Genomic DNA, 26,557 nt, shown 5'->3' with positions numbered 1-26,557 from the left:
GCTTATGTGTGAATCCTGTTATCACTGCGGTGAAGATGTACCAGCGGAAACGGATTTTAAAGTAGAAATCTTAGGGTCGGTTCGACCGATGTGTTGTCCGGGTTGCGAAACCGTAGCCCAGACAATCATAGATAGTGGTTTGGTCTCTTATTACCAATACCGTACTGCTCCTGCTGAAAAAGCAGATTTGGTGCCAGAGCAGCTTCTGGCACTGAGTCATTACGACAATGAAGATGTTCAATTGGAGTTCGTTCGTAACTCTGAAAACACCTCTGAAGTGACATTGTCACTAGAGGGTGTCTCTTGTGCTGCCTGTGCATGGCTTATTGAGAAGCAAGTCTCCTCAAAGCTAGGCGTTGTGAGTATTCGTGTTAATACCACGACTAACCGTGCCCTGCTTAGCTGGGACAACACTCAGGCTAAACTGAGTGAGTTGCTATCCGCGATTCATAGGTTGGGCTACAAAGCCGCACCATTCGAGGCTGACCAACAAGAAGCCGCTTATCATCGCTCGATGAAAAACTACCTTTATCGTCTTGGTGTCGCGGGTTTAGCGACCATGCAAGTCATGATGCTAGCTGTGGCGCTTTATCTCGAAGTTTTTGGCAGCCTTGAGCCGGAATTCAAAAGCTACTTTCGTTGGGTGAGTTTGATCTTCGCAACGCCTGTTCTGCTCTACTCTGCGTTACCGTTCTATATTAACGCTTGGCGTAGCATTAAAGGCCGAACCTTGGGCATGGATGTTCCTGTGTCGATCGCTCTGTTGTTTGCCTATGTTGCGAGTTTAGTGGCAACGGTGACAGAGCAAGGCGAAGTGTTCTTTGAATCTATCTCAATGTTCACCTTCTTCTTGTTGCTTGGTCGTTTCCTTGAGATGCGCGCGCGTCGTAAAGCGGCAGCAGCTAGCGGTAACCTGCTTAAGTTGGTTCCTGCGATGGCGACAACGTTAGACGGTGAACAAGTTCCGGTAAAAACCTTGAAGGTTGGCGATCAGATTCGCGTTCTTCCTGGTGAGCATATTCCTGCGGATGGCAAAGTATTATCTGGCAGAATTCACATTGATGAATCCATGCTGACTGGTGAGTCAATTCATGTGGTTAAGAACGAAGGCGATACCGTCTTTGCTGGCACACTGAATGGTGATGAATCGTTTGAATTAGAAGTGATGACTTCTAAAGCGGATTCGGTGATTTCTAATATCGTTCGCCTTCAAGATGAAGCTCAATTGTCTAAACCTCGCATCGCTGAAATCGCTGATGTGGTAGCGCGATACTTTGTCGCGGTTATCTTAATTATTTCATTCGGTACTTGGCTCTATTGGCATCAAACACGTCCAGAAGACGCATTCTGGATCATGCTTTCAGTGTTAGTGGCGACGTGCCCTTGTGCTCTGTCTCTTGCGACACCGACGGCAATTACGTGTTCAACATCTCGCATGGGTAACTTTGGTATTTTGCTCCGCAAAGGCCACGTGTTTGAAACCTTATGTAAAGTGAACCACTTAATCATTGATAAAACGGGCACGCTGACTGAAGGTGATATTCGTATCAGCAAAGTCGAGACGTTTGCTGACCTTGATAAAGACATATGCCTGCAAGTCGCGGCTAGCTTAGAACAACACGCTAACCACCCTATCGCAAAAGCGTTCAAGACCCATCTTTCAGATGATATCCAAGTAGAGTCGGTGAACAATGTGATTGGTTCGGGCATTACTGGTGAGTGGAATGGGCAAGAAGTTGCGATTGGTAGTAGCGAGTTCATTTTAGGTGAAGCTCAGCCATCTGAAAGTAATGGTATTTACTTGTCGATGGCCGGCCGTCATATTGCTACATTCATTTATGAAGACCCGATTCGTAAAGAAAGTATCGAGTTCATTAAGCAATTCAAAGAAGCGGGAATCAAAACTACGCTGCTGACTGGCGACTCTTTGATTAACGCGAAGCCTGTTGCGGCAGAGATTGGTATTACTGACATTGTTGCTAACGCGAAGCCTGAAGATAAACTGGCGTACCTTAACTCTAGAGACGCTAGTGACATCACCATGATGGTTGGTGATGGCATCAACGATGCGCCTATTCTTGCGGGTGCACACCTTTCGGTTGCGATGGGTGGCGGTACTGATGTTGCGAAAGCCTCAGCGGATATGGTGTTATTGGGCGATAAACTCGATAGATTACTTAAATCACGTACATTGGCGCTTAAAACGCGTAAGATAATCCGTGAAAACTTAGCGTGGTCGTTGGGGTATAACTTACTTATTCTTCCATTGGCCGTAGCGGGTTTGGTGGCTCCATACATTGCCGTTGTTGGCATGTCTGCTAGCTCTATTATTGTTGTGTCTAACTCGTTAAGGCTCTTAAAAGAGCAAGGTAAATAATGGAAAGTTTATACATACTCATTCCAATTGCGATCGTACTTGTGTGCATCGCAGTCGGTATCTTTCTATGGGCCGTTAAGAGTGAGCAGTTTGAAGACCTTGAGCGTCAAGGCCATAACATTCTGTTTGATGAAGACAACCATATTAACGTTGATACCAAGCCTACTACAGCCTCAAAAGAGAGTGACAAGAAACAAGGCTCGACTGAAACACAATCTAACGTAGAAAAAAAGAATGATGACGCCTGATTGGATTGGCGCCTTTGTTGTTGGATTGATCGGCGCAGGCCATTGCATGGGAATGTGTGGTGGTATTGCGTCGCTTCTGTCTATTGGCAACAGTAAACCTTCCCCTGTTATTCCCCTCCTTTATAATCTTGGTCGTCTATTAAGCTATGCCGTGATTGGCGGCGTGATTGGCGGTGCGATTTCTTCGATTGGCCAGTTGAGCGATTTTAATGCCTTGCTTGGTTGGCTTCGTTTATTTGCTGCCGTCTTTATGATTATCTTAGGTTTGTACATCGGTAAATGGTGGTTCGGCTTGCTGTTCTTTGAAAAAGTCGGACAAAAACTATGGCGTTACATCTCTCCTGTAGGTAAATCATTTCTACCATTAAAGCACCCTAGCCATGCTTTACCATTTGGTTTTATCTGGGGCTGGCTTCCATGTGGCCTTGTTTACTCTATGTTGACTTGGGCAGCGGTATCGGGAAGTTGGTACAACGGAGCAGGTATCATGCTGGCGTTTGGCTTAGGGACGCTACCAGCGATGCTTACTGTTGGTATGGGCGCTAATTTTCTAAAAAAACTGCAACAAGCCGACTTATTTCGCCAATTAGGCGCAATTCTAATCCTTATTTACGGTTTTTATACTGGATATATGGCACTGCAGCTCATTATTTATACCGTATAGTCGTTCTTTAAATCCGGTTTTTTTACTACCCAACTGGATAAAGGAATGCTAAAATATTGACGTATATCAAATAGTGAAAGATTGTTATGATTTCTGAAAAGCCTGTGACGAAACGTGTTCAGTCTGGTGGCTGTGCAATCCACTGCCAGGATTGTAGTATTAGCCAGCTCTGTATCCCATTTACTTTGAATGAATCTGAACTTGATCAACTTGATCAGATCATTGAGAGAAAAAAGCCTATTCAAAAAGGCCAAGAGTTATTTAAAGCCGGTGACGAGCTTAAATCTCTGTATGCTATTCGCTCTGGAACGATCAAGAGTTACACGATTACCGAGCAAGGTGATGAGCAGATTACTGCATTCCACCTAGCGGGCGATCTTGTTGGTTTTGATGCGATTACGGGTGACGAACACCCTAGCTTTGCACAAGCACTTGAAACTTCTATGGTGTGTGAAATTCCATACGAGATCCTTGATGACTTATCAGGAAAAATGCCTAAATTGCGTCAGCAAATTATGCGTCTGATGAGTAACGAGATTAAAGGTGACCAAGAAATGATTCTGCTTCTTTCTAAAAAGAACGCGGAAGAGCGTCTTGCTGCATTCCTTTACAACCTTTCTACTCGCTTCTCTCAACGTGGTTTCAGCCCAAGAGAGTTCCGCTTAACGATGACTCGTGGCGACATTGGTAACTACCTTGGTTTGACTGTTGAAACAATCAGCCGTCTATTAGGTCGTTTCCAAAAAGCTGACATCCTGAGCGTTAAAGGCAAATACATCACTATCGAAGATCACGATGCTCTGATGGAACTTGCTGGCGTTTCAAAAGAATAGTTTAGATATCAATGATGTAGTTCAAAAATGAGCTACATCATGTTTCTCCCCTAAAACCTCTTATATTTCTCTTAATCTCTCCATAACTACGCTACATTATTTATATGTTCGGTCTGAAAAGTAGGCTTAGTTATGAGTATCTATAACAAAATTTTAGTTGTCGCAGACATTAATCACGATGAGCAACCTGCTCTAGTTCGTGCTATCCAACTTGCAAAGAAAAGCACCTCAACAAGCCACATCACTTTCTTTTTGTCGATTTACGATTTCTCGTATGAGATGACATCAATGCTTTCTGTTGATGAAAGAGACGCAATGCGCAAAGGTGTGATTCATCAACGCGAAATTTGGATGAATAAAGTCGCGGAACCTTACCTTGATGATTCTATTGAATTTAATGTTCAAGTGGTTTGGCATAACCGCCCTTATGAAGCGATCATTGCAGAGGTATACAGTGGCGGGCATGAGATCTTAATCAAGGGTACGCGCAAGCACGATACCTTAGAGTCTGTGATTTTCACCCCTACAGACTGGCACCTATTGAGAAAGTGCCCTAGCCCAGTGCTCTTAGTTAAAAATGATTTCTGGCCTGACAATGCGAAGATTTATGCTTCGGTACACGTAGGTTCAGAAACAGAAGCTCACCTTGAGCTCAACGATACTATGGTTGATAGATTGCTTGAGATTACGGGGCGTCTGGATGCTGAACCATTCTTAGTGAACGCATACCCGGTTACGCCAGCTAACATTACGATTGAATTGCCTGAGTTTGATCCAATGTCTTACACAGATGCGGTTCGCGGTCATCACTTAACGGCAATGAAAGCACTGCGTCAAAAGCATGGTATGTGCGAAGAGCAAACGGTTGTTGAGCAAGGTTTACCAGAAGATGTGATTCCACGAGTAGCGTCTGAAAATAGCGCCGCTATGGTGATTTTAGGAACGACAGGCCGTACCGGTTTATCTGCCGTGTTTATTGGTAATACCGCCGAGCACGTTATCGATAAGATTAATTGTGACGTTCTGGCTCTTAAGCCATCGGGTTATGTGAGCCCTCTCGATCCTAACCTTGCTAAAGGCTAAAGATTAAAGGTTTAAACGTTCAAGAAGCGACAATCTGAATATGTACTTCAATCTACATATTTACCCCATAAAAAAACGCCTCAAGCATTGCTTGAGGCGTTTTTATTTATCTATACGTTATAGCGATTCTTCGACGAATAAGGCTTAAACGTTGGTGACATCAATGTACAGAGACTCATCGATGTTTGACGACGAGATTTCAGCTTCTTCGAATTCGTATGCTTTGCGCTCTTCAGTACGGTCTAACGGTAAGTTAATGAAATCAAACAACTCGCGGTCTGCCAATTGGCTCGGACTCACGTTCTGAATTGACTTGAAGACCTTCTCAACACGGCCTGGAGTCTGTTTATCCCAATCAATTAGCATCGCTTTGATGTTTTGACGTTGTAGGTTTTCTTGAGAGCCACACAGGTTACACGGAATGATCGGAAACTCTTTGTGCTCCGCGTATTTGATTAGGTCAGTTTCGCGACAGTAAGTCAGAGGGCGGATTACTACGTTACGACCATCGTCAGAACGAAGCTTAGGTGGCATAGCCTTAAGACGAGCTCCGTGGAACATGTTCAGGAACATAGTCTCAACAATGTCGTCTAGGTGGTGACCTAGAGCAATCTTAGTTGCGCCAATCTTCTCTGCAAACGAGTACAAAGTACCGCGACGCAGACGCGAACAAAGGCCACACGTCGTCTTACCTTCTGGCACTTTCTCTTTTACCACTGAGTACGTATCTTTATCTACGATGTAGTAAGGAATGTTCAGAGTTTCAAAGTACTCAGGAAGGATATGCTCAGGGAACCCTGGTTGTTTTTGATCTAGGTTTACTGCCACTACATCAAATTTGATAGGTGCTGCTTCACGTAAACGTAGCAAAATGTCTAGCATCGCAAATGAATCTTTACCGCCACTAATGCACGCCATTACTACATCATTCTCTTCGATCATGTTGTAGTCGACGATGGCATTCCCAACATTTCTTCTTAGAAGTTTCTGAAGCTTGTTGAATTCAAGTGTATCTTTTTTATTTTCGTTTTGGTTCATTGCGACTCTCACACCGTCGTATTACCGACTGTAGATTGCTAGTGGGACTGTTTTAGGGCGTGGATTATACGGATTTTTATTTCAGGTTGAAACAGTAACGGCAGGATAAACAAGCCGAGCAGGAGAAAGATTCTGCCATATCATGCGATCTGCCCTCTAATGGTGAGAAAACACGTCGTAATAAGAGGTAAGAACCAATGATGAAAGAGTGTTGAGATATGTGATTTGGCAAGACCAAAGGCTTAGATTTAAGACTATAAATAAAACCAGCCTGTTCAGAGAAGAACAGGCTGGTTAGTAAAGTCTTAAGCTGAAGAGAAACAAAGAGCTTCAGGCTGTTCGCAATTATTGCGCTGGGATGTAAGGCAAAACTCGAACAGTGGCTTCTGGTAACGTGATACTGTCACTTCCACTGAGCTCAGCTAGCGTGAATTTCGCGCGCCCTTCTTCAATTGGGATTTGCTTACCGTTAGACAGAGCAATGTTGCCTTCAAGCTTGTTATCAAACTCTAACGTCAAGCCTTGGATGTCTGGTGTGAACCAACTAGAGAACATGCCGCTGACGTCTTCTAGCATCGCTTGCATCTGCGGTAACAGGCTTTCTAGCTGTGCAACTTCAACCGTTCCAGCTAAAGGTTCCTGTGTCATGACAACCAGCGAATACGCGCACTCTTGTTCTTGTGTTTGTACAAAGATAAGAGGATTAGCTGAACGTAGGTTTTGATCGACAGGTAGAAGCAGTTCATTGGCTGGAGAGACTTTTAGCTCTTCATAATGTTCTTCCTTCTCCATCCAAGCTTTGCTGATATGACAAGTTGTCTGAGCTTTTTGATCAACAAAGAAGACCGCAACTTTGACATCATCATGCCCTTCTTTGGTGTTGTTTTTAAGCTGTGTGTAGAGCTTGGAATACGTGAACATGTATTCTTGAGCTGAAGCTGGAAGAGAAACCCCAAGGCTGAGTGAGGCTAATAGAGCGAGTGCTGTCTTTTTCATTATTACAATCTTGTCGAAGTTGAGCGTTCATAATTAAAAAGAGCAGCTGTTAGCTGCTCTTTGTGTGATGCCGTTTGGATGATAACTTACTGTCGTGGTTAACCAAACTGAGACCAAATCGAGTTACTTTTTCCAGTATACCTCGTTGTGACGGATCATAGCTTGTAAATCAGTCACATAGTCTGAACCTCGCTCAGAATATTTTAGCAAGCCGTTGGTTAGCTCCGTCGCAGATTCAGTGGTTAACAAATCGTCGCCCTGAGTAGCCAGTTTTGCTCGAATCGCTCTTAAATCGGCATAAGCACGATTACGGTTCAAGTTCATGAAGTAACGATGAACCGATTCTTGGCTTGAAGAGAATGTAGCCACTTCATGCGAACTGCCTTCGTTACGTTGTAGCGGAACCAGACCACAACCTTTGGTGTAACACCAATGTCCGAAATAGTTGTTGGCTTTAGTAGCAAAGCGAGATGTACCCCAAGCCGATTCATTAGCAGCCTGTGTTAATACAAGCGCCTCTGGTAGTACGTTTACGCGACTAAGCATTTCCGTAAGCCAAGCTTGATCTAACCCTGAAGATGGCACTGGTAAGCTGTATAACTTCCCTAGCCTTTTCGCATACGACACGTCTTCTGAATCAATATTCGTAATGCCTGACTCAGAGATCTTGGTTAAAAACGCACGCTCTTTGGTAATTCGCTTGTTCTCGATGTTGATGCTAGGACGGAGGTAAGAAAAGAAGGTCTCTTTTTTCTCGTTCACATCTTCAATTGCAGCAAAATTTGGTCGATCTGAAGCTACGGTCAAATCACCAAACTCACTTGATGTATTTGAACTTTGGTCTGCCGAGCGTCGGCGCTCTTCTTCTTGGTAAATGTGAGGGCCAACCAGTGAGATAGAACCCACGATCGCCAGTGCAGTAACCTTTAGCGCAAGAGATTTACTTGCGCTGCCTTTGACATTATTACGCATCGAACACCTGAGGGTTTTTGTTTTTGTTTTTGTTACCATCGTTACTGCTGTTGTCGCCGTTGCTGCTGTCGTTATTATCGTCATCGTTATTTGGTCGATCTGACGCAATAACTTTTAACTTAATACCAAACATTTCGCGGTAAAGAATGCCTTTCACGTGGAAGAAGAATGGTAAAACGAAGATCAAGCCAATGCCGTACATCATCGCAGCGACGATAAACATCAGCATCACTAATAGATAAATAGATGCAACGGTGAAGATTTTCTTATTTACTGCTCGTAGTGAAAGCAACAGTGATTGCATTGGCGGAACTTTCTTATCACAAATCAATAGGATTGAATGGCTGAAAGCCAGTGAAAAGTAGATAGAAAGAAACGGTAATAGCATCCCAGCGATACCTTGCAGCATTAAACTGAACAAAGTCACCAAGATAACCGGTACGGTAAATTGTAAGCCTTTACCAATATGACGAGTTTTGGTGTGCAAACCTGCAGCGTGGCTCATTGCCATTAGGCTGATGCCCGCATAGATAGGTGCACTCACCACTTCATAGCTAAAGTTAGCGATGAAAATCGATTCAACGATTTGTGGGGTAAATGCCTCAGGGTCGATAACAGCATCTAAAATGACTGCAGGATCACCAAGTTGTAATTTCAATGCGATGTAAAAAATAGCCAGTTGCACGAACATCAATGCAACGATCGCAGGAGAAAACGAAAGAAAGTGACTTACCGTATGTTTCCATGCTTCTTGGAATACAGCCGTTGCTTTGAGCTCATAATCGCCGGAAAGTGCACGGTCGATACTACCGCCCAAATTAAAATCTTTTTCGATGTCGTTGTTCATATTGATACCTAGGTGTGTTCAATTGCTTGAAGCCACCTAACTTATTGATAAAAAATTACCTTCATTATACTCATATGTCGGACACAAACTAAAATATGAATCTGTAACAAGGCTTGCTTTTGCGTCTTAATGGTTAATAATTAGACACTTATTAAGGTGTAAACCCAATAAATAACAGTATGGTAAAGGATGTTTACTTTTACCTGCGAAATTTTTTATCTTCGAATGGTAAAAAATGCTTTGAATTCACGTTTTTGGTGATTATCATGCGCGCCTTAAAAGTGTATAGCAACAGGTCTCAAATAGAACCAAGGTGGAGAAAAACAGACGTTGAACGCTAAAAAATCAGTAGGAAAGCCAGTCGTACAGTTAACTGGCATTAGTAAAAGTTTCGATGGTAAGGAAGTCATCGGCAATCTTGATCTAAACGTAAATCATGGTGAGTTTCTCACGATATTAGGCCCGTCCGGTTGTGGTAAAACCACGGTACTAAGAATGATTGCAGGGTTTGAAACGGCAGATAGTGGTGAAATACTATTAGCCCAACAGAATGTAACCCAAGTTCCTGCTGAACAAAGGCATGTTAACACTGTATTCCAAAGCTATGCCCTATTCCCACATATGACCGTTTTCGACAATGTGGCATTTGGTTTACGCATGCAGAAAGTACCAAACACTGAGATTGAACCTCGTGTCATGGATGCTTTGAAAATGGTGCGCCTAGAACAAATGGCACAACGAAAGCCACACCAGCTATCCGGTGGCCAACAGCAACGTATCGCAATCGCTCGTGCTGTCGTTAATAAGCCTAAGGTTCTTTTGTTGGATGAGTCTCTATCTGCTCTTGATTACAAACTACGTAAACAGATGCAAATCGAACTTAAACAACTGCAACGCCAACTTGGTATCACGTTCATTTTTGTAACGCACGACCAAGAAGAAGCATTGTCCATGTCTGATCGTATTATTGTTATGCGTGATGGTGTGATTGAACAAGACGGAACACCAAGAGAAATCTACGAAGAGCCTAAGAACTTATTTGTTGCTCGTTTCATTGGTGAAATTAACGTATTCGAAGCGACAGCGAAATCTCGTCAAGATGAAAAGCGCATTGTTGCGACAATCGAAGGTGAAGAGTCAATTATCTATCACGATAAAGACGTAACACCGGGTCAAAAACTGCAAGTACTACTTCGCCCTGAAGATCTTCGTATCGAAGAAATTAAAGAGTCGGACCAAAGCGGTATTGTTGGCCACATTGTCGAGCGAACCTACAAAGGCATGACATTAGATTCAGTCGTAGAACTTGAATCAGGTATGCGTGTCATGGTTAGCGAATTCTTCAACGAAGATGACCCTGATGTTGATCACTCACTGGGCCAAAAAGTTGCAGTAACTTGGGTTGAGAGCTGGGAAGTGGTGTTAGAAGATGAGCAAGAAGTTTAATTTACAAAACGCGATTGTTGCTTTAATCACAGGTTGGTTAGTGCTGTTCGTGATGATTCCAAACATCATGATCATCGGTACTAGCTTCTTAACTCGTGATGAAGCGAACTTGATCGAGATGACTTTCACTCTCGACAACTACGTGCGTTTGGCTGACCCGCTGTATTTTAAAGTGTTGATGCACTCTTTCTATATGGCAATTGTCGCAACCCTACTTTGTTTAATTATTGGTTACCCGTTCGCTTACATCGTGGCAAAAATGCCAGCGAAGTGGCGTCCAATCATGTTGTTCCTAGTAATTGTACCATTCTGGACTAACTCTTTGATTCGTACTTACGGATTAAAAGTGGTTCTGGGTACTCAAGGTGTGTTGAACAAAGGCTTGTTGGCGTTAGACATTATCGATAAGCCACTTCGTATTATGTATTCCGAAACGGCAGTAATGATAGGTTTAGTGTATATCCTACTTCCGTTCATGATTTTGCCGTTGTACTCAGCGATCGAAAAGCTAGACGATACTTATTTAGAAGCGGCTAAAGATTTAGGAGCGAACAAACTTCAAACGCTATTGAAGGTTGTTTTACCGCTAACGATGCCAGGCATTATCGGCGGTTGTTTACTTGTATTGCTCCCTGCGCTTGGCATGTTCTACATTTCAGACTTGTTGGGCGGTGCCAAGAACCTATTGATCGGTAACGTCATTAAGAGCCAAGTACTCAATGCTCGTGATTGGCCGTTTGGCGCTGCAACCAGTATTGCGCTGACTACCGCCATGGCCGTGATGCTTTATGCCTACTACCGTGCAGGCAAGTTATTGAATAAGAAAGTGGAGCTAGACTAATGGGTCGCACAGTTAAGTTCAGCTTTATGGCGCTGGTATACGCTTTTCTATACCTACCTATTATCGTATTGATTGCGAACTCATTTAATGCCAATAAATTCGGTATGAAATGGGGTGGCTTTACCACCAAGTGGTATGACGCGCTGATTAACAACGACAGCCTAATGCAGGCTGCGTGGCACTCGATCAACGTAGCGGTGTTCTCAGCAACTGCCGCAACGATCGTCGGAAGTCTGACTGCTGTTGCCCTATTCCGTTACCAATTTAAAGGTAAAGGCATCGTCAATGGCATGTTATTCATCGTGATGATGTCACCAGATATCGTAATGGCGATTTCGCTTCTTGCGCTATTCTTGGTAATGGGTGTGCAACTTGGGTTCTTTACCCTACTTGCAGCGCACATTACTTTCTGTCTGCCGTTTGTTGTTGTCACGGTCTACAGTCGCTTGAATGGCTTTGATGTGAAGATGCTAGAAGCCGCAAAAGACTTAGGTGCAAGTGAATGGACGATTCTAAAACAGATCATCCTGCCTCTTGCTAAGCCAGCGGTTGCTGCGGGTTGGTTATTGAGCTTCACTCTGTCTTTGGACGATGTGATCATCAGCTCTTTTGTTACAGGGCCAACCTACGAAATCTTACCACTGAAGATTTACTCGATGGTTAAAGTCGGTATATCTCCAGAGGTCAATGCCCTAGCAACCGTGATGTTAGTGGTGTCGTTAATACTGGTGATTATTTCTCAGTTGTTAGCGAGAGAGAAAATCAAGTAAGTCTCCTACTCTTTACTGAGACGGACTTGATAAGATTCAAGTTTAACAAAAGTGTTAATCATAAACAGAATGGTAAATTGCCATTCTGTTTTTCTATCTACTGCCTTTAGGCAACGTTTAGTTTGGAGCTAACGTCAATGAAAAAATGGGCTACTCTATTAGCTGGTAGTGCATGTGCGCTTTCAATGTTATCTGCACCATCGTTTGCAAAAGATGACAAAGAATTGGTATTCATGAACTGGGGACCTTACATCAATAGTGAGATCTTAGAACAGTTTACTGATGAAACGGGCATCAAAGTGATTTACTCGACTTACGAGTCGAATGAAACTTTGTATGCAAAATTGAAAACGCACAATAAAGGTTACGACCTTGTGGTTCCTTCAACCTACTTCGTGTCTAAAATGCGCGACGAAGGCATGCTTCAAAAGATCGACAAAACTAAGCTAAACAATTTTGCCAATCTAGATACAAACTACCTAGATAAGCCATACGACCCGAATAACGACTACTCTATTCCACACGTAGTTGCTATTACTGGTTTGGCTGTTAACACAGACATGTACGATCCAGAAGATTTCCAAAGCTGGGCAGATTTATGGAAGCCAGAGCTTGAAGGTCAGCTAATGATGATGGACGACACGCGTGAAGTGTTCCACATCGCACTGCGTAAGTTAGGTTACTCAGGTAACACGACGAACGAGAACGAAATCGACGAAGCCTACGCTGAACTGCGTAAGTTGATGCCAAACGTTCTTGTGTTTAACTCAGATAACCCTGGCGCGCCATACATGTCTGGTGAAGTGGGTCTTGGTATGCTTTGGAACGGTTCTGCTGCTGCAGCGCAAAATGAAGGTCTGCCGATTAAACTGGTTTTTCCTAAAGAAGGCGGCATCGGTTGGGTTGATAACTTTGCTATCAGTTCTGGCGCAGTAAACGTAGAAGCGGCTCATAAGATGATCGACTTCCTACTTCGTCCAGAAATCGCAGAGCAAATTTCTCGTGACACCGGCTACCTAACGGCAGTTAAAGCGTCTAACGAGAAGTTCAAAGACAGCCCTGCTTTGTTCCCATCACAAGAAGACCTTGACCGTGTGGAATGGCAAGCTGCGGTTGGCGATAAGACAGTGAAGTACGAAGATTACTTCATGAAGCTTAAAGCCGGTCAGTAAGCGAGTTCGTTATCTAATTGCTCTGGTCAACAGAGGCTAATAAGTAACTGGTTTACTTAACAAGTCTAGTTAGGTAATCAACAAGTTAAAAATAAGAATATCAATGAATAGGCAGCTTAGGCTGCCTATTTTGTTATATCACTGCTATAATTTAGCGCGATTTTTAGAAATCCATTTACTTTGGGTTCAATACCCAGCTCCAAATCAAACAAATGAACGGAACAGTAATGAAAAAAACACTGTATACCGGCGCATTGTGTGCTGCTACTTTACTTTCTACACCCTCTTTCGCAGCTGACCAAGAACTGTATTTTTACAACTGGTCTGAATATATTCCAAATGAAGTACTAGAAGACTTCACAGAAGAGACTGGCATTAAAGTCTATTACTCAACTTATGAGTCTAACGAAAGCATGTACGCTAAGTTAAAAACTCAAGGCACGGGTTACGACTTAGTAGTTCCTTCTACTTACTTCGTTTCTAAGATGCGTAAAGAAGGCATGCTTCAAGAGCTTGATAAAACTAAGCTAAGCCACTTTGCAGATTTGGATACAAATTACTTAGATAAGCCATTTGACCCAAACAACAACTACTCGATCCCATACATCTGGGGCGCAACGGGTATTGGTATCAACTCAGATATGCTAGACAAGTCTTCAATTAAAAACTGGGGCGATCTGTGGGATACACAATGGGAAGGTCAACTGATGATGATGGATGACTCTCGTGAAGTTTTCCATATCGCACTGTCTAAACTGGGTTACTCTCCAAACACAACGAACCCTGAAGAAATCAAAGAAGCGTACGAAGAACTTCGTAAGCTGATGCCAAACGTATTGGTATTTAACTCAGATTTCCCAGCGAACCCTTACCTAGCGGGTGAAGTGTCTCTTGGTATGCTTTGGAATGGCTCTGCTTACATGGCACGCCAAGAAGGAGCAACGATTGACATTATCTGGCCAGAGAAAGGCACTATTTTCTGGATGGACAGCTTAGCGATTCCATCTGGCGCTAAAAATGTTGAAGCGGCACATAAGATGATCGACTTCCTTCTTCGTCCAGAAAATGCAGCGAAGATTGCGCTAGAGATCGGCTACCCAACTCCAGTTAAAACCGCTTACCCTCTTCTGCCTAAAGAATTTGCTGAAGACAAGAACATTTTCCCTCCACAATCAGTGATGGATAATGGCGTTTGGCAAGACGAAGTTGGTGAAGCGAGCGTTATTTATGACGAGTACTTCCAAAAGCTTAAAGTGAACAACTAAGTTATTGTTAGTTTTTCAGTACAATAAATGAATAAAGCGGCGTAAGCCGCTTTATTTTTATCTAAACTTTTTCAGATTCAGATTCAGATTCAGATTCAGATTCAGATTCAGACTCAGATATGCTTCCTCAACATTATGCCTAGGCCGTTAAAGACCCTTTCTCCGTGCACAACAATTCGTCGACTAGTTTCGGCACCTCGATACTCGCTTTGCCATAACGCTTCTCTTCAAACTCACTCTCAACCGCACTTGGCTCTAAGTTAATCTCTATAGTGTGTGCACCATGCATTCTAGCGTCATGCACAAACCCTGCGGCTGGATACACCACTCCGGACGTACCAATCGAGATAAACAAGTCAGCTTCTTCTAATGCAGAATAGATGTCTCCCATCCTTAGTGGCATTTCACCGAACCAGACAATGTGAGGGCGCATCTGAGCTGGGATCTGACAACAATGGCAAAGTTCACCGGTATGAATGTCGTCTTTGTGCTCTAGAACTTGGTTTGATTCACTGCAGCGTGCTTTAAGAAGCTCACCATGCATGTGAATAATATGACTACTCCCGCCTCTCTCATGCAGGTTGTCGATGTTTTGAGTGATAACGGTAACCTTACCATCAAGCTTGTCTTCAAGCTCTCCTAACGCCTTGTGGGCTGAATTTGGCTGGATGCTTTCGTTTTGCAGTCCGTGGCGACGTTTGTTGTAAAACGCTTGTACCAAGTCAGGATCTTTTGCAAAGCCTTCAGGTGTCGCGACATCTTCGATTTTATGGTTTTCCCATAATCCGTCTTGTGCTCGGAATGTTTGAATCCCCGACTCTGCAGAGATGCCAGCGCCAGTAAGAATTACGATATTTCGATATGGGAAATGCATATAACGTCCTTTTAGATATGTCACTTTGTAACAGCTTAGCACTGTTCAAATTCCAACAATAGTTTTAGGGATTAGACCATAGTCTTAGGCAACTGAATTCATTGGCTATTTGTGACATAACTCGCTTGATAGTTGTGCCCGTGCCTACGCAAACTCTCTGTTTTACCATTCATAGAAACAAAAAAGCGACCGAAGCCGCTTAGTTTTGTTTAACTGTTATGTACTCGATGAGTTTAAAACTCATCGTAGCAACCAGAGTTAGTCTTCGTTGATAGAAGAGATCTTATGGATTGAAAGATCCGCACCGTTGAATTCGTCTTCTTCACTTAATCGTAGGCCTGTTAGTTTGCTTAGCACGCCATAAACAATCAATGCGCCAATTAAAGCCACAGCAATACCAGCGAGTGTACCGACAATTTGAGAAGCAAAGCTTACGCCCCCTAGCCCCCAGAATGTTTGCGATCCGAAGATACCCGCAGCAATGCCACCCCAAGCGCCACATACGCCATGCAGAGGCCACACACCAAGTACATCATCGATCTGTGTTTTGTTTTGCATGTAAGTAAATAGGTAAACAAACAGCGCGCCTGCCACGCCGCCAGTCACTAACGCGCCTAATGGGTGCATTAAGTCTGAACCTGCGCAAATCGCTACTAAGCCAGCCAAAGGGCCGTTATGGATAAAACCTGGGTCATTCTTACCTGCAACAAGCGCCGCAAGAATACCGCCAACCATTGCCATCAGTGAGTTCATCGCCACTAGGCCGCTGATGCCATTTATCGCTTGAGCAGACATCACGTTAAAGCCAAACCAACCTACACATAAGATCCAAGAACCTAACGCTAAGAATGGAATGTTTGATGGTGCAAAGTTAGTGTGTTTACCCGCGCGGATGCGACCTTTACGCATACCAAGGAAGTAAACCGCAACCAATGCAATCCAACCGCCAACACCGTGAACCACAACTGAACCTGCGAAGTCATGGAACCCATAGCCAAACTGGCCTTCTAACCAATCTTGGAAGCCAAAATTACCATTCCAAATGATGCCTTCGAAAAATGGGTAGATGAAACCGACCGTAAACAGTGTTGCAATCAAGATTGGGTAGAAACGTGCACGTTCTGCGATACCACCGGATACAATCGCAGGGATTGCTGCGGCAAAGGTCATTAGGAAGAAAAACTTAACCAGCTCGTATCCATTCCCTTGTGACAAGGTTTCTGCGTCGGCAAAAAAGTGCGCGCCGTAAGCGACCCAATAACCGATAAAGAAGTAAGCAATGGCGGAGACTCCAAAGTCCGAGAGGATCTTAACCAACGCATTAACTTGGTTCTTCTTTCTAACTGTACCGACTTCCAAAAATGCAAAACCAGCATGCATTAAGAAGACCATGATCGAGCCTAGTAATAAAAACAGAGTATCCGAACTCTGCGTCAAGCTCTGTACTGCGCTATGAACTTGGTTAACCGTTTGACTCATTAAAGCTCTCTCCCTTAGCTTTGTCTCAATTGCACTAGAACCGTGCGAATTGATGTCGTAATTAATTAAAGACTCAACAGTAAACGCAAGATGCGTTCCAACTTGGTTACACAAAAAACGTGCAACAGAGTTTGATTTTAAGTTATTGATTCTTTGTGGTTAATTTCTTAGGTGCACTTTATTGGTTCTCAAGGAGAGAAAATATTCGATAACTGATTGCACCAATTGAGGGAATTGCACCATATTGATGCGGTCAATGTAGGGCATTAGATCAGTTACCTAGCGACCATACGACAAAAAGCCCAGTGAAATGAATCACTGGGCTTTTAATGTCTTTCGCTGATTAGAGTTAACTCATCGATAAAGGAGCTATTATCGAGTTTGGTAACCCAAACGACTTACATATAAACGCTTAAAGGTTTGGACCTGTTGTCGGGTTTTGCGGTAGGTTTTGACTTAAACGCTGCATGCCTTGATACATACGAATAAACCAAACCACAATCGCCACACCACCGAATAACATGCCTATATATGGAATGTAGTAAGCGATGTCATCGATAATATGGTTTTGATACCAGTAATCGTTCACACCAATTAACACGCCGTTAGAGGTCGCTACCGTGACGATAAGCACAACAAAGAACGTCAGGTTCAAGAAGAACGAGCGAATCAAGCCGTAGTAATGGGTATCCACGACTTCGCCGTCTTCGCCTTTATCTAAACGATAGCCCGCGTAGATAATGGCAATCACACCAGAGAGAAGACAAGTCAATGGTGTAAAGCAGCTTAGGATGTAAGCAATCCAAATACCCTTATGAGGTTTGTTCATTCTTATTCACCCCTTCCGTTTTCTCTGTTGCTACGTTAGCGCTTCGTTCAACGCCGTTTTTCTCTTGTTCCATCACTTCTTTGTACCAAAGGTCATGGTGTTCTTTAGCCCAGGTTTCATCGACTTCGCCTGTTACCATACCTTCTAGTGCGCCTTCCATACCGAACAAGCCAATATAAATGTGGAACACAAAACCACAGATAAGGATCAAAGCAGCAAGCATGTGAACTAAATTCGAAAGCTCCATATCACGTCGTGTTTGGCCAAAGATTGGGAAATCTAACACCAAGCCACTGATCGCAGCGACACTGCCCATAACGATAAGCAGCCAAAATAGCGCTTTCTCACCCGCGTTCGAAAACTCTGCAGATGGATGAGAACCTTTGTGTTTCCCTACCATACCACCCAGTTTCATGAACCACTGGATATCGACCATCTTGAAGATTGACTTGCGCCACCACTTGATAAGAACAGCCATCAACAGCACATAGAAAATCGGGCCGATGTAGTTGTGGTATTGCTTTGCCAATAGAACGATAAAGCCCCAAAGGTCAGTTGGAATGTACGGCTTTAAAAAGTGCTTGCCGTAAACCAACATCAAACCACTGAACGCGAGCGTTAAGAAAGTAAACGCCATGCTCCAGTGCAACGCACGATCCAGTCGAGACCAACGCTTGATCTTACGGCCAGTTCTTGGCGCACTCAGCATTAATGGGCCAATCACAACGTACATTAGAGTAACGAAAGCAATACTGCCAAAGATAGCGACGGCACCGGCTGGCGACATCCACTTCTCTTTCAATATGTACCACGTTTGACCCGGAGTACTGATCAACACACCGTGCTCAGCCGATTGAGATGTGGTGTAACCTTCCTCACCGTTTCTTACTTGTCGCCAAAAATCAGCGCCAGCAAGTTGTGTGATTTCTCTTTCAGCAGAGCTCGATTGAGTTTGTGATGAGTTCGTCTCAGATGCATGACTCAAAGGAGACAGCATTGTTAGTGCTGCCAACATCGGCAGCACAACAAGGAAGAGACGCTTAAACATTGTAAGCATATGTCTCTCCTAACTAGCTCTTCATCGCATCGTAAGAAAGGTCGTTGCCGTCTGTCCAACCAGCACCTTTCGCACCACGTTCTACAACACGCTGACGGAAGATATCAGAGACTTGTTCAGCATCACCTGCAAGCAGCGCTTTTGTTGAACAAAGCGAAGCACACATTGGTAGCTTGCCTTCAGCAATACGGTTCGCACCGTACTTCTGACGCTCTTCCACAGAACCAGGTTCTGTTTCAGGGCCGCCAGCACAGAAGGTACATTTGTCCATTTTACCGCGCTCACCAAAGGCTTCCTGTTTAGGGAATTGAGGTGCGCCAAACGGACAAGCAAACAAGCAGTAACCACAACCGATACATAGATCTTTATTGTGAAGTACGATGCCGTCTTCTGTATGTTCAAAACAGTCTGCTGGGCAAACTGCCATACAAGGGGCATCAGTACAGTGCATACATGCGACTGAGATAGAGTTTTCACCCGGCTCACCATCGTTCAGTGTCACAACGCGGCGACGTTGAATACCCCATTCCAGAGCATCATCATTTTCGTTCTTACATGCAGTGACACAACCGTTACATTCGATACAACGTTTGGTGTCACAAAGAAATTTCATTCTAGCCATTTTAAGACTCCTTACGCTTTACGAATATTACAAAGGGTTACTTTCGTTTCCTGCATCAACGTGACAGGGTCGTAACCATATGTGGTTGCTGTATTGGCTGCTTCGCCAATAACGTAAGGATCAGTGCCTTCTGGGTACTTAGAACGCAAATCTTCGCCTTCGAACTTACCACCGAAGTGGAACGGCAAGAACGCTAAACCCGGTTTAACACGACGAGTAACCATCGCTTTCACCTTGATACGGCCTTTCTCAGCACCTTCAACCCAAACATCATCGCCATCTTTGAAGCCAATGTCGTTTGCGTCTTTCGGGTTCACTTCAACAAACATCTCTTGTTGAAGTTCTGCTAGCCATGGGTTTGAACGTGTCTCTTCACCACCACCTTCGTACTCAACCAGACGACCAGAAGTCAAAATGATTGGGTATTCAGCAGATTTGTCTTGGTCTTGAATTGACTTGTACAACGTAGGAACACGGAAAATCGCTTCTTTATCGTCCCAAGTTGGGTAATCAGCAACAAGATCACGACGTGGCGTGTAAAGTGGCTCACGGTGTAGAGGTACGCGGTCTGGGAATGTCCAAACAATCGCACGCGCTTTCGCATTACCAAACGGGATACAACCATGCTTGATAGCCACACGTTGGATACCGCCAGAAACGTCAGTCTTCCAGTTTTTACCTTCCGCTGAAGCTTTCTCTTCTGCAGTTAGATCGTCCCACCAACCCAGTTGCTTCAGAAGTTTGTCACTGAATTCTGGGTAACCGTCTTTGATTTCGCTGCCTTTCGAGTAGCTGTCTTCCGCCAAAATACTTTGACCTTCGAACTCTACACCGAAACGAGTACGGAAGTTACCGCCGCCCTCTGCTACCGGTTTAGACGTATCGTAAAGGATATGCGTACCCGGGTGTTTCATTTCTGGGTTGCCCCAACATGGCCACGGCAGACCGTAAGTCTCACCATTTGCAGGGCCACCTTCTGCAGCAAGCGTTGTTTTGTGGAACGTGTGCCAGTTCTGTTGGTGTTCTTTCAAACGCTCAGGGCTTTGACCTGTGTAACCGATCGTCCACATACCCTTGTTGAATTCACGAGTAATGTCTTCGATAAGCGGCTCGTTGTTTTCAACACGGATGTTTTTGAACAGCTGATCAGAGAAACCAAGCTTCTTAGAAAGAAGGTACATGATTTCATGGTCAGGTTTAGATTCGAACAGAGGCTCAACCACTTTGTCACGCCACTGTAGAGAACGGTTTGATGCCGTTACACTGCCGTAGGTTTCAAATTGAGTTGTCGCAGGAAGCAAGTAAACGCCGTCAGTACGATCGTTCATTACTGCTGCAACTGTTGGGTATGGGTCAACGATAACCATCATATCCAGCTTCTGCATCGCCTTCTTCATCTCTGGACCACGAGTCTGAGAGTTCACCGCGTGACCCCAGTAGAACATGGCACGGATGTTTTCGCGCTGACGGATGTTGTCTTTGTTTTCAAGTACACCATCAACCCAACGAGATACAGGAATACCTGCACTGTTCATTGGTTTTTGACCGCCGTATGCGTTGTCGTCAAAGCGTCCCTTGACCCAATCAAAGTCAACTTCCCAGACTTTAGACCAGTGGCGCCAAGAACCTTCAGACAAGCCGTAGTAGCCTGGTAGTGTGTCAGACAGTACGCCAAGGTCCGTTGCGCCTTGTACGTTATCGTGTCCACGGAAAATGTTTGCACCGCCGCCTGATTTACCGATGTTACCGAGCGCTAGCTCAAGTACACAGTAAGCACGAGTGTTGTTGTTACCAGTAGTATGTTGAGTACCACCCATACACCAAACAATACAACCCGGACGGTTTTCAGAAAGTAGTTTCGCAGTTTGGTAAACGTCTTCTTCGCTTACACCAGTCACACGCTCAACTTCTGCTGGGTTCCATTTCGCCACTTCTTCACGGATTTCTTCCATGCCGAATACACGTTGGCGAATGAACTCTTTGTCTTCCCATTGGTTTCCAAATACATGCCATAAGATGCCCCAAATGAAGGCAACATCTGAACCCGGACGAAGAGAAACATAGTGATCAGATTTCGCAGCAGTACGCGTACGACGAGGATCCGCAACCACGATCTTACAGTTGTTCTTCTCTTTCGCGATCAGGATGTGTTGCATCGCAACCGGGTGAGCTTCTGCAGGGTTCGAGCCAATGAACAGCATCGACTTACAGTTGTGCATGTCATTGAACGAGTTTGTCATCGCACCGTAACCCCAAGTGTTTGCAACACCCGCTACTGTGGTTGAGTGACAAATACGCGCTTGGTGGTCAACGTTGTTTGTTCCCCACAAAGACGCCATCTTACGGAATGCGTAAGCTTGCTCGTTACTGTGTTTTGCACTACCTAGGAAGTAAACCGAATCAGGGCCAGACTCTTTACGAAGTTCTAGCGCCTTGTTACCGATCTCTTCAATCGCTTGTTCCCAAGAAAGCTTCTTCCACTTACCGCCTTCCAATTTCATTGGGTACTTAAGACGACGTTCACCGTGGCCATGCTCACGCAGTGCTGCACCTTTCGCACAGTGTCCACCAGCGTTAAATGGGTGATCGAAAGCAGGCTCTTGACCCGTCCATACACCATTTTGAACTTCAGCGTAGATACCACAACCTACAGAACAGTGAGAACAGATAGTACGTTTTACTTCTGTTTTCGCTTCTGGGTCGACCGATTTAGCCTGTGCTTTCTTCATCATGCCCGGTGCGAATAGACTTGCGCCTACAACCGCGCCACCAGCAGCAAGTGAAGTGTTTTTCATGAAGGCGCGACGAGACACACCTAGCTGATTGGTTTCTTTGCTCACACTATCGGAGCGTTTGACAAGTTTCATCCGTTATCTCCTAAAGTGTATCGTAGTAATCGCGAATATGTTGCGTTTCACGATAGCCCGTCTTCTTCACGTCTTTTTCAGGCATTTCAACCGTTTCTGAAGCGGTTGCCACTTTGGTTGTACCAGCGACAACGGCACCAGCAACGGCTGCAGTCGTTAAACCTTTGAGTAAGTCTCTACGGCTTGTATCTATTTCTTTATTATCTTTCATCATTGCTTCCTTACCTTGCGGTAGATCTTTTTGGAGGCTTCATGCCCCTCTATCGATATAATCGCGTACTGCTCGATTACTCGTAATCAGTGACGTTTTTCACATCAATCTTTAATTTGTGTTTACTGCTTTTTGTATTCACGCTGAAACGAACCTGCTCCAACGTTAAGAATGCTTCACATAGCTGAGCTGCAGATTTGTAGAAGTTTGCACTCTCTGCTGCTTCAAGCTGACGTGTAAAAGAGTTAAACCAAGGCCCGATATGTTTATTGAAAACGGCTTGTTGTAGCGCGTCTTCTTCATCGGTTAGCATCGCCATTACTTCACAAAGAGCCGCGATATGATCTTCAGGCTCTTTAACCTGCTCATCACGCTCAATGCCAAGCAATTCAAGATCGTGACGGATCTCAGCTAATGGTTTTTCCATCATCGATCCTGTTCTGTGCCAAGATCCAAATGGAACAATCTCTCCGCGGCCAATGCCAATGAAAAGATTCTGATATTCATCTTCTAGTGCTTCGCGGTTTGATTCGGTTGCTGCTTGTTGAATCGCAATCCAAGCCCTTTGCATTGCACTCTCAGACGCTTCAATATCCAGCGTCTTTAGAAAGTCGATCACCTCTTCAGAAGGTGCGCTACGAAACAATGCAGAAAGAACCAGATAGATTTCAGTTCTTAGTGTCTGTTCTTGATCTAAATGAGTATCCAAGTCCAACTCCTAGTATTTCAATTGTTTCAATGGGTCTTGAGCCATTGAATCGAACATGTCTACCACACGGCAGTCTTCACACATCGCAATACGATTAATTGCTGTCTCATCTGAGAAATGAGAGTGACCGCGTAACTTATTTTGTAGCATGTCAATCATAGACTGTGGTGCGAATGGCTTATGACAACGTAAACATTCCGCAGCTTTCTCTTCATGAATCACAACCGCTTGTTGACGCTCTTCTTTCACCCAATTCATACGAGGAGTCAGAGTAAGAACATTCTCAGGACAGGCCTTTTCACACAGACCACATTGAATACAGTCTTGTTCTACAAATTTAAGCGATGGAGACGCACCGTCGGTATGCAGAGCACGTGTTGGACACACAGCCACACAACTCATACACAAAGTACAATCTTTGCTTTCACACGAAACCGTGCCGTATGGCGCATTCGAAGGAAGCTCGACAATGTTTTCAACCGGAATACGAGATGAAGACATCGCATCAAGTGCTGTGAATAAACGTTGACGCTTATTGCCTTGAAGATCGCCAAGTGCAAGGTCGAACGAATCAACACATAGTGTCGGAGGGCCTTCGCGAAGCGATTCTAGGTAAAGGATATCGATGGTTTCTTTCGGAATACCAATCTGGTCAAGAAGCTCTTGAGCGATCCCGACTTCGTTATTCAGAACGCGAATGATGGTTTCTGGCATAAAGCGAGAAGCTGCAAACAGAACCTGAGTCGCGCCATTCACTAGAGCTGCAAACCACGTATCAATACCAATAGATGGTAGTTCTTCCACCACAATCGGAATCACGTTATCTGGCAGTGCTTTAAGTGCCATCACATTGTAGGTTTCATGACGTGAGCTACAGATAAGCACTATAGGATCAAGACCGCCCGCTTGCTCGTAATTCGCTAGCGTACGTTCAATGAATTTTTGGGTATCGTCAGGGTTTGGAAGCGCATAGGTAATTGCTTCTGTAGGACAGCTCGTTGCACAAGTACCCACGCCTTGACATAGATAAGGGTTAATCTCAATCTTGTGACCTGTCTTATCTGAACCTTCACTTGAAAGAGCACCAGCAGGACAAGCGTCAACACAACGCTCACAGCCTTTAACGCCACGAGAACTGTGTGCACATAGGTCAGTGTCTAGACGGAAGAACTTAGGCTTATCGAACGTGCCCATTAGCGTTGGAATCTCTTCTAACGCTTCAGCCAATTTTGGATAACCGCGCCCTACTGGGTAATAACCAGGAACAGGGACTTCTTCAGTCATGCAACTATTCAGGCAAAGGTCTAAAACCACATCGAAACAATCGTGATTAATAGCCACTTTTGCCAAGTTACTTGATGTACCTTTGCTTTCAATCAGAACTTCAAACGTGCCAAGGAAACCGGATACTTGAACCGAATTTGCGAAATACAGTTCTGGGTTAGTTCCCTTTTCTCCATCTGTAGAAAGTAAAGTTAGACTCGTCAGCTGAGGTAGTTGCGCAGCCGCACTCTCAATGATCTTTGTTGGACCAATGATGAGTGTATTTCCCCCGCTCTCATAACTTACTGTCGGTGGAATTAGGTTTGTTAACTCAACTGTATTTTCAAATGCATACAGTCTTGCTTTAGCGTTATTTGAAGTTGCTTGTTCTAATAATTGTTTAAGCATTGCTCAGTTCCATCTTTGGACATGGATAATCTGTTCAATCTTCATTGTAGTTAGCGTTAGAGAACTTGCTGAGTAATCGGTTAACAACTAATGATTTCATTAGCTATTCATTATCTAGTCAACCTTACTCTGGCTATCTACAAAAAAGTCGATAATGAACGATATTTAGCAAATGCCATGCCAATTTAATAATTCATTATTTTCAATGAATTAGCCTGTTTTTTAGTTTGTTAAGCTTACAAAAAAGCCGCTTGGGACATTTTGTCGCAAGCGGCTCATTGAGTGTTTAGTCAAAATGTACCTATTCTTTGTGTGGTATATTTTGTCCCATCTCTTTTAGGTCATCTTCGTTAGTCTCAGTATCACTATTGCTGACCACTGTGTTTTTATACAGTTCTTTTTCTTCCCCCGCAATTTCGTCACTTTTACTAAGTTCTGGTTCGGTTTCTTCGGCTTCATTAATAGAGTCATCAACCTCATCAATCAAAGTTTCTTCTTCATTATCAGCGACTTGTTCAGGTTCGTTTACTGTGTCTTCTTCTGTCTTGTCTTTTACCCAATCGCGAAGAGTTTCTGCAACACCTTCAGAAAGAGTCTTTAAATTACTGTAATCGTCGTCGTAATCGTCTAAGCCATCACGCACGTTAAACTCCTCTGAGAGGAATAATTTACGTAATGCGGCTTTTTTTACGCTTTCTGAGGCTTCCGACACTAATAATTGAGCAACAGACAAATCTTCAGTGGCTTCTGGTTCTGGATCTTGAACGTCAGCAGCGTGAACTTCTTCATTGGTTTCTAAAGCGTCACTCTCTAAAGACTGAGGCGCTGCTGCTTCCATTTCAGACGAAAGATCAGCAGGCGAAATCTCAGAAGATGAAGAATCAGAAGAAGTGAGTTCTGGTGCTTCCAGTGTTTGCTCTACTTCCAAAGGTTCGTCAGTGGATCCATCAAGCTTTCGTTGAGACCAACGGCTAAAGAAGTTAGTTGCCATTTGATCTACCCGCACCTTTACGTTTCTTACGTCTTGCTTCTAGCAACTCACCATGACGGCCGATGAAGGCTTCCATCCAAGCCTGTACGGGCAAAGGAATATCGTAAGACAACACTTGATTGTCTCCATCCATATACTGCCCTGCGACCGACTGAGAAGCTGTCAGCAATTGAATAACGGGCTCAACACCTGAATCAACGTTATCCATCACTAAGAATAGTTTGGGTTGTTGGGAGCTTAAATTGAAACGGTAGTCAGTACGCTCGTCTTTGTGTAATTGAAGTAAACAAACGTCTGGGGCGTCATCTTTTGGCGACAGTTCAAACCCCATCAATTCCCATTGAGTGGTTACCCAGATACCTGTTTTGATCTCTTTCTCTATTCTTTGGACACCTATTGGCCAAGCTGCTTCTGTTTTTTCATATTGTTCTTTGAATTCTTTTATCTCAGACATACTTCACCCAATTGATTTTCTTTGGTCTGAATGTGCTTAGGACATTTTGTACTTAGCTCAATCATATAAGCGCTATAAAGCAATAAACACGCCAATACATGTTAACTTTTACCATCTTACATGATGGCTTTCGTTATTAAGTCGTATCTATAACGGTAGTCGATACACGTAAATTCAGACAACTCCACTCGGTGAACTCTCATATTTTGCGCTATTTTAATCGAATGCTTCATGTTTTCCT

The 26,557-nt window shown here is 44.0% G+C and carries 25 protein-coding genes; 10 read left to right on the top strand and 15 right to left on the bottom strand.

The window, feature by feature from the left end; translation table 11 throughout:
- Positions 1–4: 4 nt before the first annotated feature.
- The 5 genes from ED652_RS11125 (at position 5) to uspE (ending at position 5,205) form a co-directional block, all read left to right on the top strand.
- Positions 5–2,377 (top strand): heavy metal translocating P-type ATPase metal-binding domain-containing protein, encoded by a 2,373-nt coding sequence (locus tag ED652_RS11125; RefSeq protein ID WP_122054782.1) that lies wholly within the window; start codon positions 5–7, stop codon positions 2,375–2,377.
- Positions 2,377–2,625: a cbb3-type cytochrome oxidase assembly protein CcoS gene (gene ccoS / locus ED652_RS11120; protein WP_122054780.1), complete on the top strand. Its 249-nt coding sequence runs from the start codon at positions 2,377–2,379 to the stop codon at positions 2,623–2,625. The genes ED652_RS11125 and ccoS overlap by 1 nt, the downstream gene beginning before the upstream one ends.
- Positions 2,615–3,289 (top strand): sulfite exporter TauE/SafE family protein, encoded by a 675-nt coding sequence (locus ED652_RS11115; RefSeq protein WP_017108023.1) that lies wholly within the window; start codon positions 2,615–2,617, stop codon positions 3,287–3,289. The genes ccoS and ED652_RS11115 overlap by 11 nt, the downstream gene beginning before the upstream one ends.
- An 86-nt stretch (positions 3,290–3,375) precedes the next feature.
- Positions 3,376–4,122 carry an FNR family transcription factor gene (locus ED652_RS11110; RefSeq protein WP_004733691.1) on the top strand — a complete coding sequence of 249 codons (747 nt, stop codon included), beginning with the start codon at positions 3,376–3,378 and terminating at the stop codon, positions 4,120–4,122.
- A gap of 132 nt (positions 4,123–4,254) precedes the next feature.
- Positions 4,255–5,205, top strand: a complete 951-nt coding sequence (gene uspE / locus ED652_RS11105; RefSeq protein ID WP_122054778.1) for a universal stress protein UspE — start codon at positions 4,255–4,257, stop codon at positions 5,203–5,205.
- Between the two features lie 144 nt (positions 5,206–5,349).
- On the opposite strand, the gene ttcA is transcribed toward uspE, so the two are convergent.
- The 4 genes from ttcA to ED652_RS11085 form a co-directional block, all read right to left on the bottom strand.
- A complete protein-coding gene (gene ttcA, locus ED652_RS11100; protein ID WP_029223700.1) occupies positions 5,350–6,243 on the bottom strand; it encodes a tRNA 2-thiocytidine(32) synthetase TtcA in 894 nt (297 codons plus the stop codon).
- Between the two features lie 345 nt (positions 6,244–6,588).
- Positions 6,589–7,239, bottom strand: a complete 651-nt coding sequence (locus ED652_RS11095; RefSeq protein WP_076672085.1) for a DUF2987 domain-containing protein — start codon at positions 7,237–7,239, stop codon at positions 6,589–6,591.
- A gap of 123 nt (positions 7,240–7,362) precedes the next feature.
- A complete protein-coding gene (locus tag ED652_RS11090) occupies positions 7,363–8,211 on the bottom strand; it encodes a glucosaminidase domain-containing protein (protein WP_122054776.1) in 849 nt (282 codons plus the stop codon).
- Complete coding sequence (locus tag ED652_RS11085) at positions 8,204–9,058, bottom strand: hypothetical protein (protein ID WP_122054775.1); 855 nt, start codon at positions 9,056–9,058, stop codon at positions 8,204–8,206. The genes ED652_RS11090 and ED652_RS11085 overlap by 8 nt, the downstream gene beginning before the upstream one ends.
- A gap of 330 nt (positions 9,059–9,388) precedes the next feature.
- Here ED652_RS11085 and potA point away from each other — a divergent pair, with 330 nt between their 5' ends.
- The 5 genes from potA to ED652_RS11060 all read left to right on the top strand — a co-directional run bounded on the left by potA (position 9,389) and on the right by ED652_RS11060 (position 14,552).
- Entirely contained in the window at positions 9,389–10,504 is a 1,116-nt protein-coding gene (gene potA, locus ED652_RS11080) for a spermidine/putrescine ABC transporter ATP-binding protein PotA (RefSeq protein WP_017107110.1), read from the top strand.
- Positions 10,488–11,345: a spermidine/putrescine ABC transporter permease PotB gene (gene potB / locus ED652_RS11075; RefSeq protein ID WP_060467661.1), complete on the top strand. Its 858-nt coding sequence runs from the start codon at positions 10,488–10,490 to the stop codon at positions 11,343–11,345. Before potA ends, potB begins: the two co-directional genes overlap by 17 nt.
- The gene (potC, locus tag ED652_RS11070; RefSeq protein WP_004733706.1) at positions 11,345–12,115 is read left to right on the top strand and encodes a spermidine/putrescine ABC transporter permease PotC; all 771 of its coding nucleotides are present in this window, start codon (positions 11,345–11,347) and stop codon (positions 12,113–12,115) included. The genes potB and potC overlap by 1 nt, the downstream gene beginning before the upstream one ends.
- 137 nt (positions 12,116–12,252) lie before the next feature.
- The gene (locus ED652_RS11065; protein ID WP_122054773.1) at positions 12,253–13,287 is read left to right on the top strand and encodes an extracellular solute-binding protein; all 1,035 of its coding nucleotides are present in this window, start codon (positions 12,253–12,255) and stop codon (positions 13,285–13,287) included.
- 227 nt (positions 13,288–13,514) lie between these two features.
- Positions 13,515–14,552 (top strand): extracellular solute-binding protein, encoded by a 1,038-nt coding sequence (locus ED652_RS11060; RefSeq protein WP_122054770.1) that lies wholly within the window; start codon positions 13,515–13,517, stop codon positions 14,550–14,552.
- Positions 14,553–14,691: 139 nt separating this feature from the next.
- On the opposite strand, the gene cobB is transcribed toward ED652_RS11060, so the two are convergent.
- From cobB to ED652_RS11005, 11 genes are all read right to left on the bottom strand, one after another.
- Positions 14,692–15,426, bottom strand: coding sequence for a Sir2 family NAD+-dependent deacetylase (gene cobB / locus ED652_RS11055; RefSeq protein ID WP_122054769.1), 735 nt, complete (start codon positions 15,424–15,426; stop codon positions 14,692–14,694).
- A 258-nt stretch (positions 15,427–15,684) separates the two neighbouring features.
- Positions 15,685–16,905: an ammonium transporter gene (locus tag ED652_RS11050; protein WP_122054767.1), complete on the bottom strand. Its 1,221-nt coding sequence runs from the start codon at positions 16,903–16,905 to the stop codon at positions 15,685–15,687.
- 412 nt (positions 16,906–17,317) lie between these two features.
- On the bottom strand, positions 17,318–17,734 hold the full coding sequence (locus tag ED652_RS11045) for a hypothetical protein (RefSeq protein WP_102327404.1): 417 nt from the start codon (positions 17,732–17,734) through the stop codon (positions 17,318–17,320).
- Positions 17,718–18,791, bottom strand: coding sequence for a formate dehydrogenase subunit gamma (locus ED652_RS11040; protein ID WP_122054765.1), 1,074 nt, complete (start codon positions 18,789–18,791; stop codon positions 17,718–17,720). The genes ED652_RS11045 and ED652_RS11040 overlap by 17 nt, the downstream gene beginning before the upstream one ends.
- Positions 18,792–18,804: 13 nt before the next feature.
- On the bottom strand, positions 18,805–19,413 hold the full coding sequence (gene fdh3B, locus ED652_RS11035; protein WP_010440854.1) for a formate dehydrogenase FDH3 subunit beta: 609 nt from the start codon (positions 19,411–19,413) through the stop codon (positions 18,805–18,807).
- 11 nt (positions 19,414–19,424) lie between these two features.
- Positions 19,425–22,280 (bottom strand): formate dehydrogenase subunit alpha, encoded by a 2,856-nt coding sequence (locus tag ED652_RS11030; protein WP_065103416.1) that lies wholly within the window; start codon positions 22,278–22,280, stop codon positions 19,425–19,427.
- Between the two features lie 10 nt (positions 22,281–22,290).
- Positions 22,291–22,491 (bottom strand): twin-arginine translocation signal domain-containing protein, encoded by a 201-nt coding sequence (locus ED652_RS11025; protein WP_029225905.1) that lies wholly within the window; start codon positions 22,489–22,491, stop codon positions 22,291–22,293.
- Between the two features lie 76 nt (positions 22,492–22,567).
- Entirely contained in the window at positions 22,568–23,200 is a 633-nt protein-coding gene (locus ED652_RS11020; RefSeq protein WP_122054763.1) for a molecular chaperone, read from the bottom strand.
- Positions 23,201–23,209: 9 nt separating this feature from the next.
- Positions 23,210–24,871 (bottom strand): 4Fe-4S dicluster domain-containing protein, encoded by a 1,662-nt coding sequence (locus tag ED652_RS11015; RefSeq protein WP_102352939.1) that lies wholly within the window; start codon positions 24,869–24,871, stop codon positions 23,210–23,212.
- A gap of 301 nt (positions 24,872–25,172) precedes the next feature.
- Positions 25,173–25,862, bottom strand: coding sequence for a DUF3306 domain-containing protein (locus ED652_RS11010; protein WP_122054761.1), 690 nt, complete (start codon positions 25,860–25,862; stop codon positions 25,173–25,175).
- Entirely contained in the window at positions 25,852–26,316 is a 465-nt protein-coding gene (locus ED652_RS11005) for a DUF3305 domain-containing protein (RefSeq protein ID WP_122054760.1), read from the bottom strand. The genes ED652_RS11010 and ED652_RS11005 overlap by 11 nt, the downstream gene beginning before the upstream one ends.
- Positions 26,317–26,557: the final 241 nt, after the last annotated feature.

Source organism: Vibrio sp. Evd11, assembly GCF_900382755.1.
In the GTDB taxonomy this organism is placed as follows: Bacteria; Pseudomonadota; Gammaproteobacteria; order Enterobacterales; family Vibrionaceae; genus Vibrio; species Vibrio lentus.
The sequence above is the reverse complement of the archived record's forward strand: the minus strand, read 5'-3'. Positions and strand labels throughout refer to the sequence as shown.

What these genes read in the sequence shown, in the direction of transcription:
- ED652_RS11125 (WP_122054782.1), top strand. Translation starts at nt 5, where the DNA reads ATGTGTGAATCCTGTTATCACTGCGGTGAAGATGTACCAGCGGAAACG.
- ccoS (WP_122054780.1), top strand. Translation starts at nt 2,377, where the DNA reads ATGGAAAGTTTATACATACTCATTCCAATTGCGATCGTACTTGTGTGC.
- ED652_RS11115 (WP_017108023.1), top strand. Translation starts at nt 2,615, where the DNA reads ATGACGCCTGATTGGATTGGCGCCTTTGTTGTTGGATTGATCGGCGCA.
- ED652_RS11110 (WP_004733691.1), top strand. Translation starts at nt 3,376, where the DNA reads ATGATTTCTGAAAAGCCTGTGACGAAACGTGTTCAGTCTGGTGGCTGT.
- uspE (WP_122054778.1), top strand. Translation starts at nt 4,255, where the DNA reads ATGAGTATCTATAACAAAATTTTAGTTGTCGCAGACATTAATCACGAT.
- ttcA (WP_029223700.1), bottom strand. Translation starts at nt 6,243, where the DNA reads ATGAACCAAAACGAAAATAAAAAAGATACACTTGAATTCAACAAGCTT.
- ED652_RS11095 (WP_076672085.1), bottom strand. Translation starts at nt 7,239, where the DNA reads ATGAAAAAGACAGCACTCGCTCTATTAGCCTCACTCAGCCTTGGGGTT.
- ED652_RS11090 (WP_122054776.1), bottom strand. Translation starts at nt 8,211, where the DNA reads ATGCGTAATAATGTCAAAGGCAGCGCAAGTAAATCTCTTGCGCTAAAG.
- ED652_RS11085 (WP_122054775.1), bottom strand. Translation starts at nt 9,058, where the DNA reads ATGAACAACGACATCGAAAAAGATTTTAATTTGGGCGGTAGTATCGAC.
- potB (WP_060467661.1), top strand. Translation starts at nt 10,488, where the DNA reads ATGAGCAAGAAGTTTAATTTACAAAACGCGATTGTTGCTTTAATCACA.
- potC (WP_004733706.1), top strand. Translation starts at nt 11,345, where the DNA reads ATGGGTCGCACAGTTAAGTTCAGCTTTATGGCGCTGGTATACGCTTTT.
- ED652_RS11065 (WP_122054773.1), top strand. Translation starts at nt 12,253, where the DNA reads ATGAAAAAATGGGCTACTCTATTAGCTGGTAGTGCATGTGCGCTTTCA.
- ED652_RS11060 (WP_122054770.1), top strand. Translation starts at nt 13,515, where the DNA reads ATGAAAAAAACACTGTATACCGGCGCATTGTGTGCTGCTACTTTACTT.
- cobB (WP_122054769.1), bottom strand. Translation starts at nt 15,426, where the DNA reads ATGCATTTCCCATATCGAAATATCGTAATTCTTACTGGCGCTGGCATC.
- ED652_RS11050 (WP_122054767.1), bottom strand. Translation starts at nt 16,905, where the DNA reads ATGAGTCAAACGGTTAACCAAGTTCATAGCGCAGTACAGAGCTTGACG.
- ED652_RS11045 (WP_102327404.1), bottom strand. Translation starts at nt 17,734, where the DNA reads ATGAACAAACCTCATAAGGGTATTTGGATTGCTTACATCCTAAGCTGC.
- ED652_RS11040 (WP_122054765.1), bottom strand. Translation starts at nt 18,791, where the DNA reads ATGCTTACAATGTTTAAGCGTCTCTTCCTTGTTGTGCTGCCGATGTTG.
- fdh3B (WP_010440854.1), bottom strand. Translation starts at nt 19,413, where the DNA reads ATGGCTAGAATGAAATTTCTTTGTGACACCAAACGTTGTATCGAATGT.
- ED652_RS11030 (WP_065103416.1), bottom strand. Translation starts at nt 22,280, where the DNA reads ATGAAACTTGTCAAACGCTCCGATAGTGTGAGCAAAGAAACCAATCAG.
- ED652_RS11025 (WP_029225905.1), bottom strand. Translation starts at nt 22,491, where the DNA reads ATGAAAGATAATAAAGAAATAGATACAAGCCGTAGAGACTTACTCAAA.
- ED652_RS11015 (WP_102352939.1), bottom strand. Translation starts at nt 24,871, where the DNA reads ATGCTTAAACAATTATTAGAACAAGCAACTTCAAATAACGCTAAAGCA.
- ED652_RS11010 (WP_122054761.1), bottom strand. Translation starts at nt 25,862, where the DNA reads ATGGCAACTAACTTCTTTAGCCGTTGGTCTCAACGAAAGCTTGATGGA.
- ED652_RS11005 (WP_122054760.1), bottom strand. Translation starts at nt 26,316, where the DNA reads ATGTCTGAGATAAAAGAATTCAAAGAACAATATGAAAAAACAGAAGCA.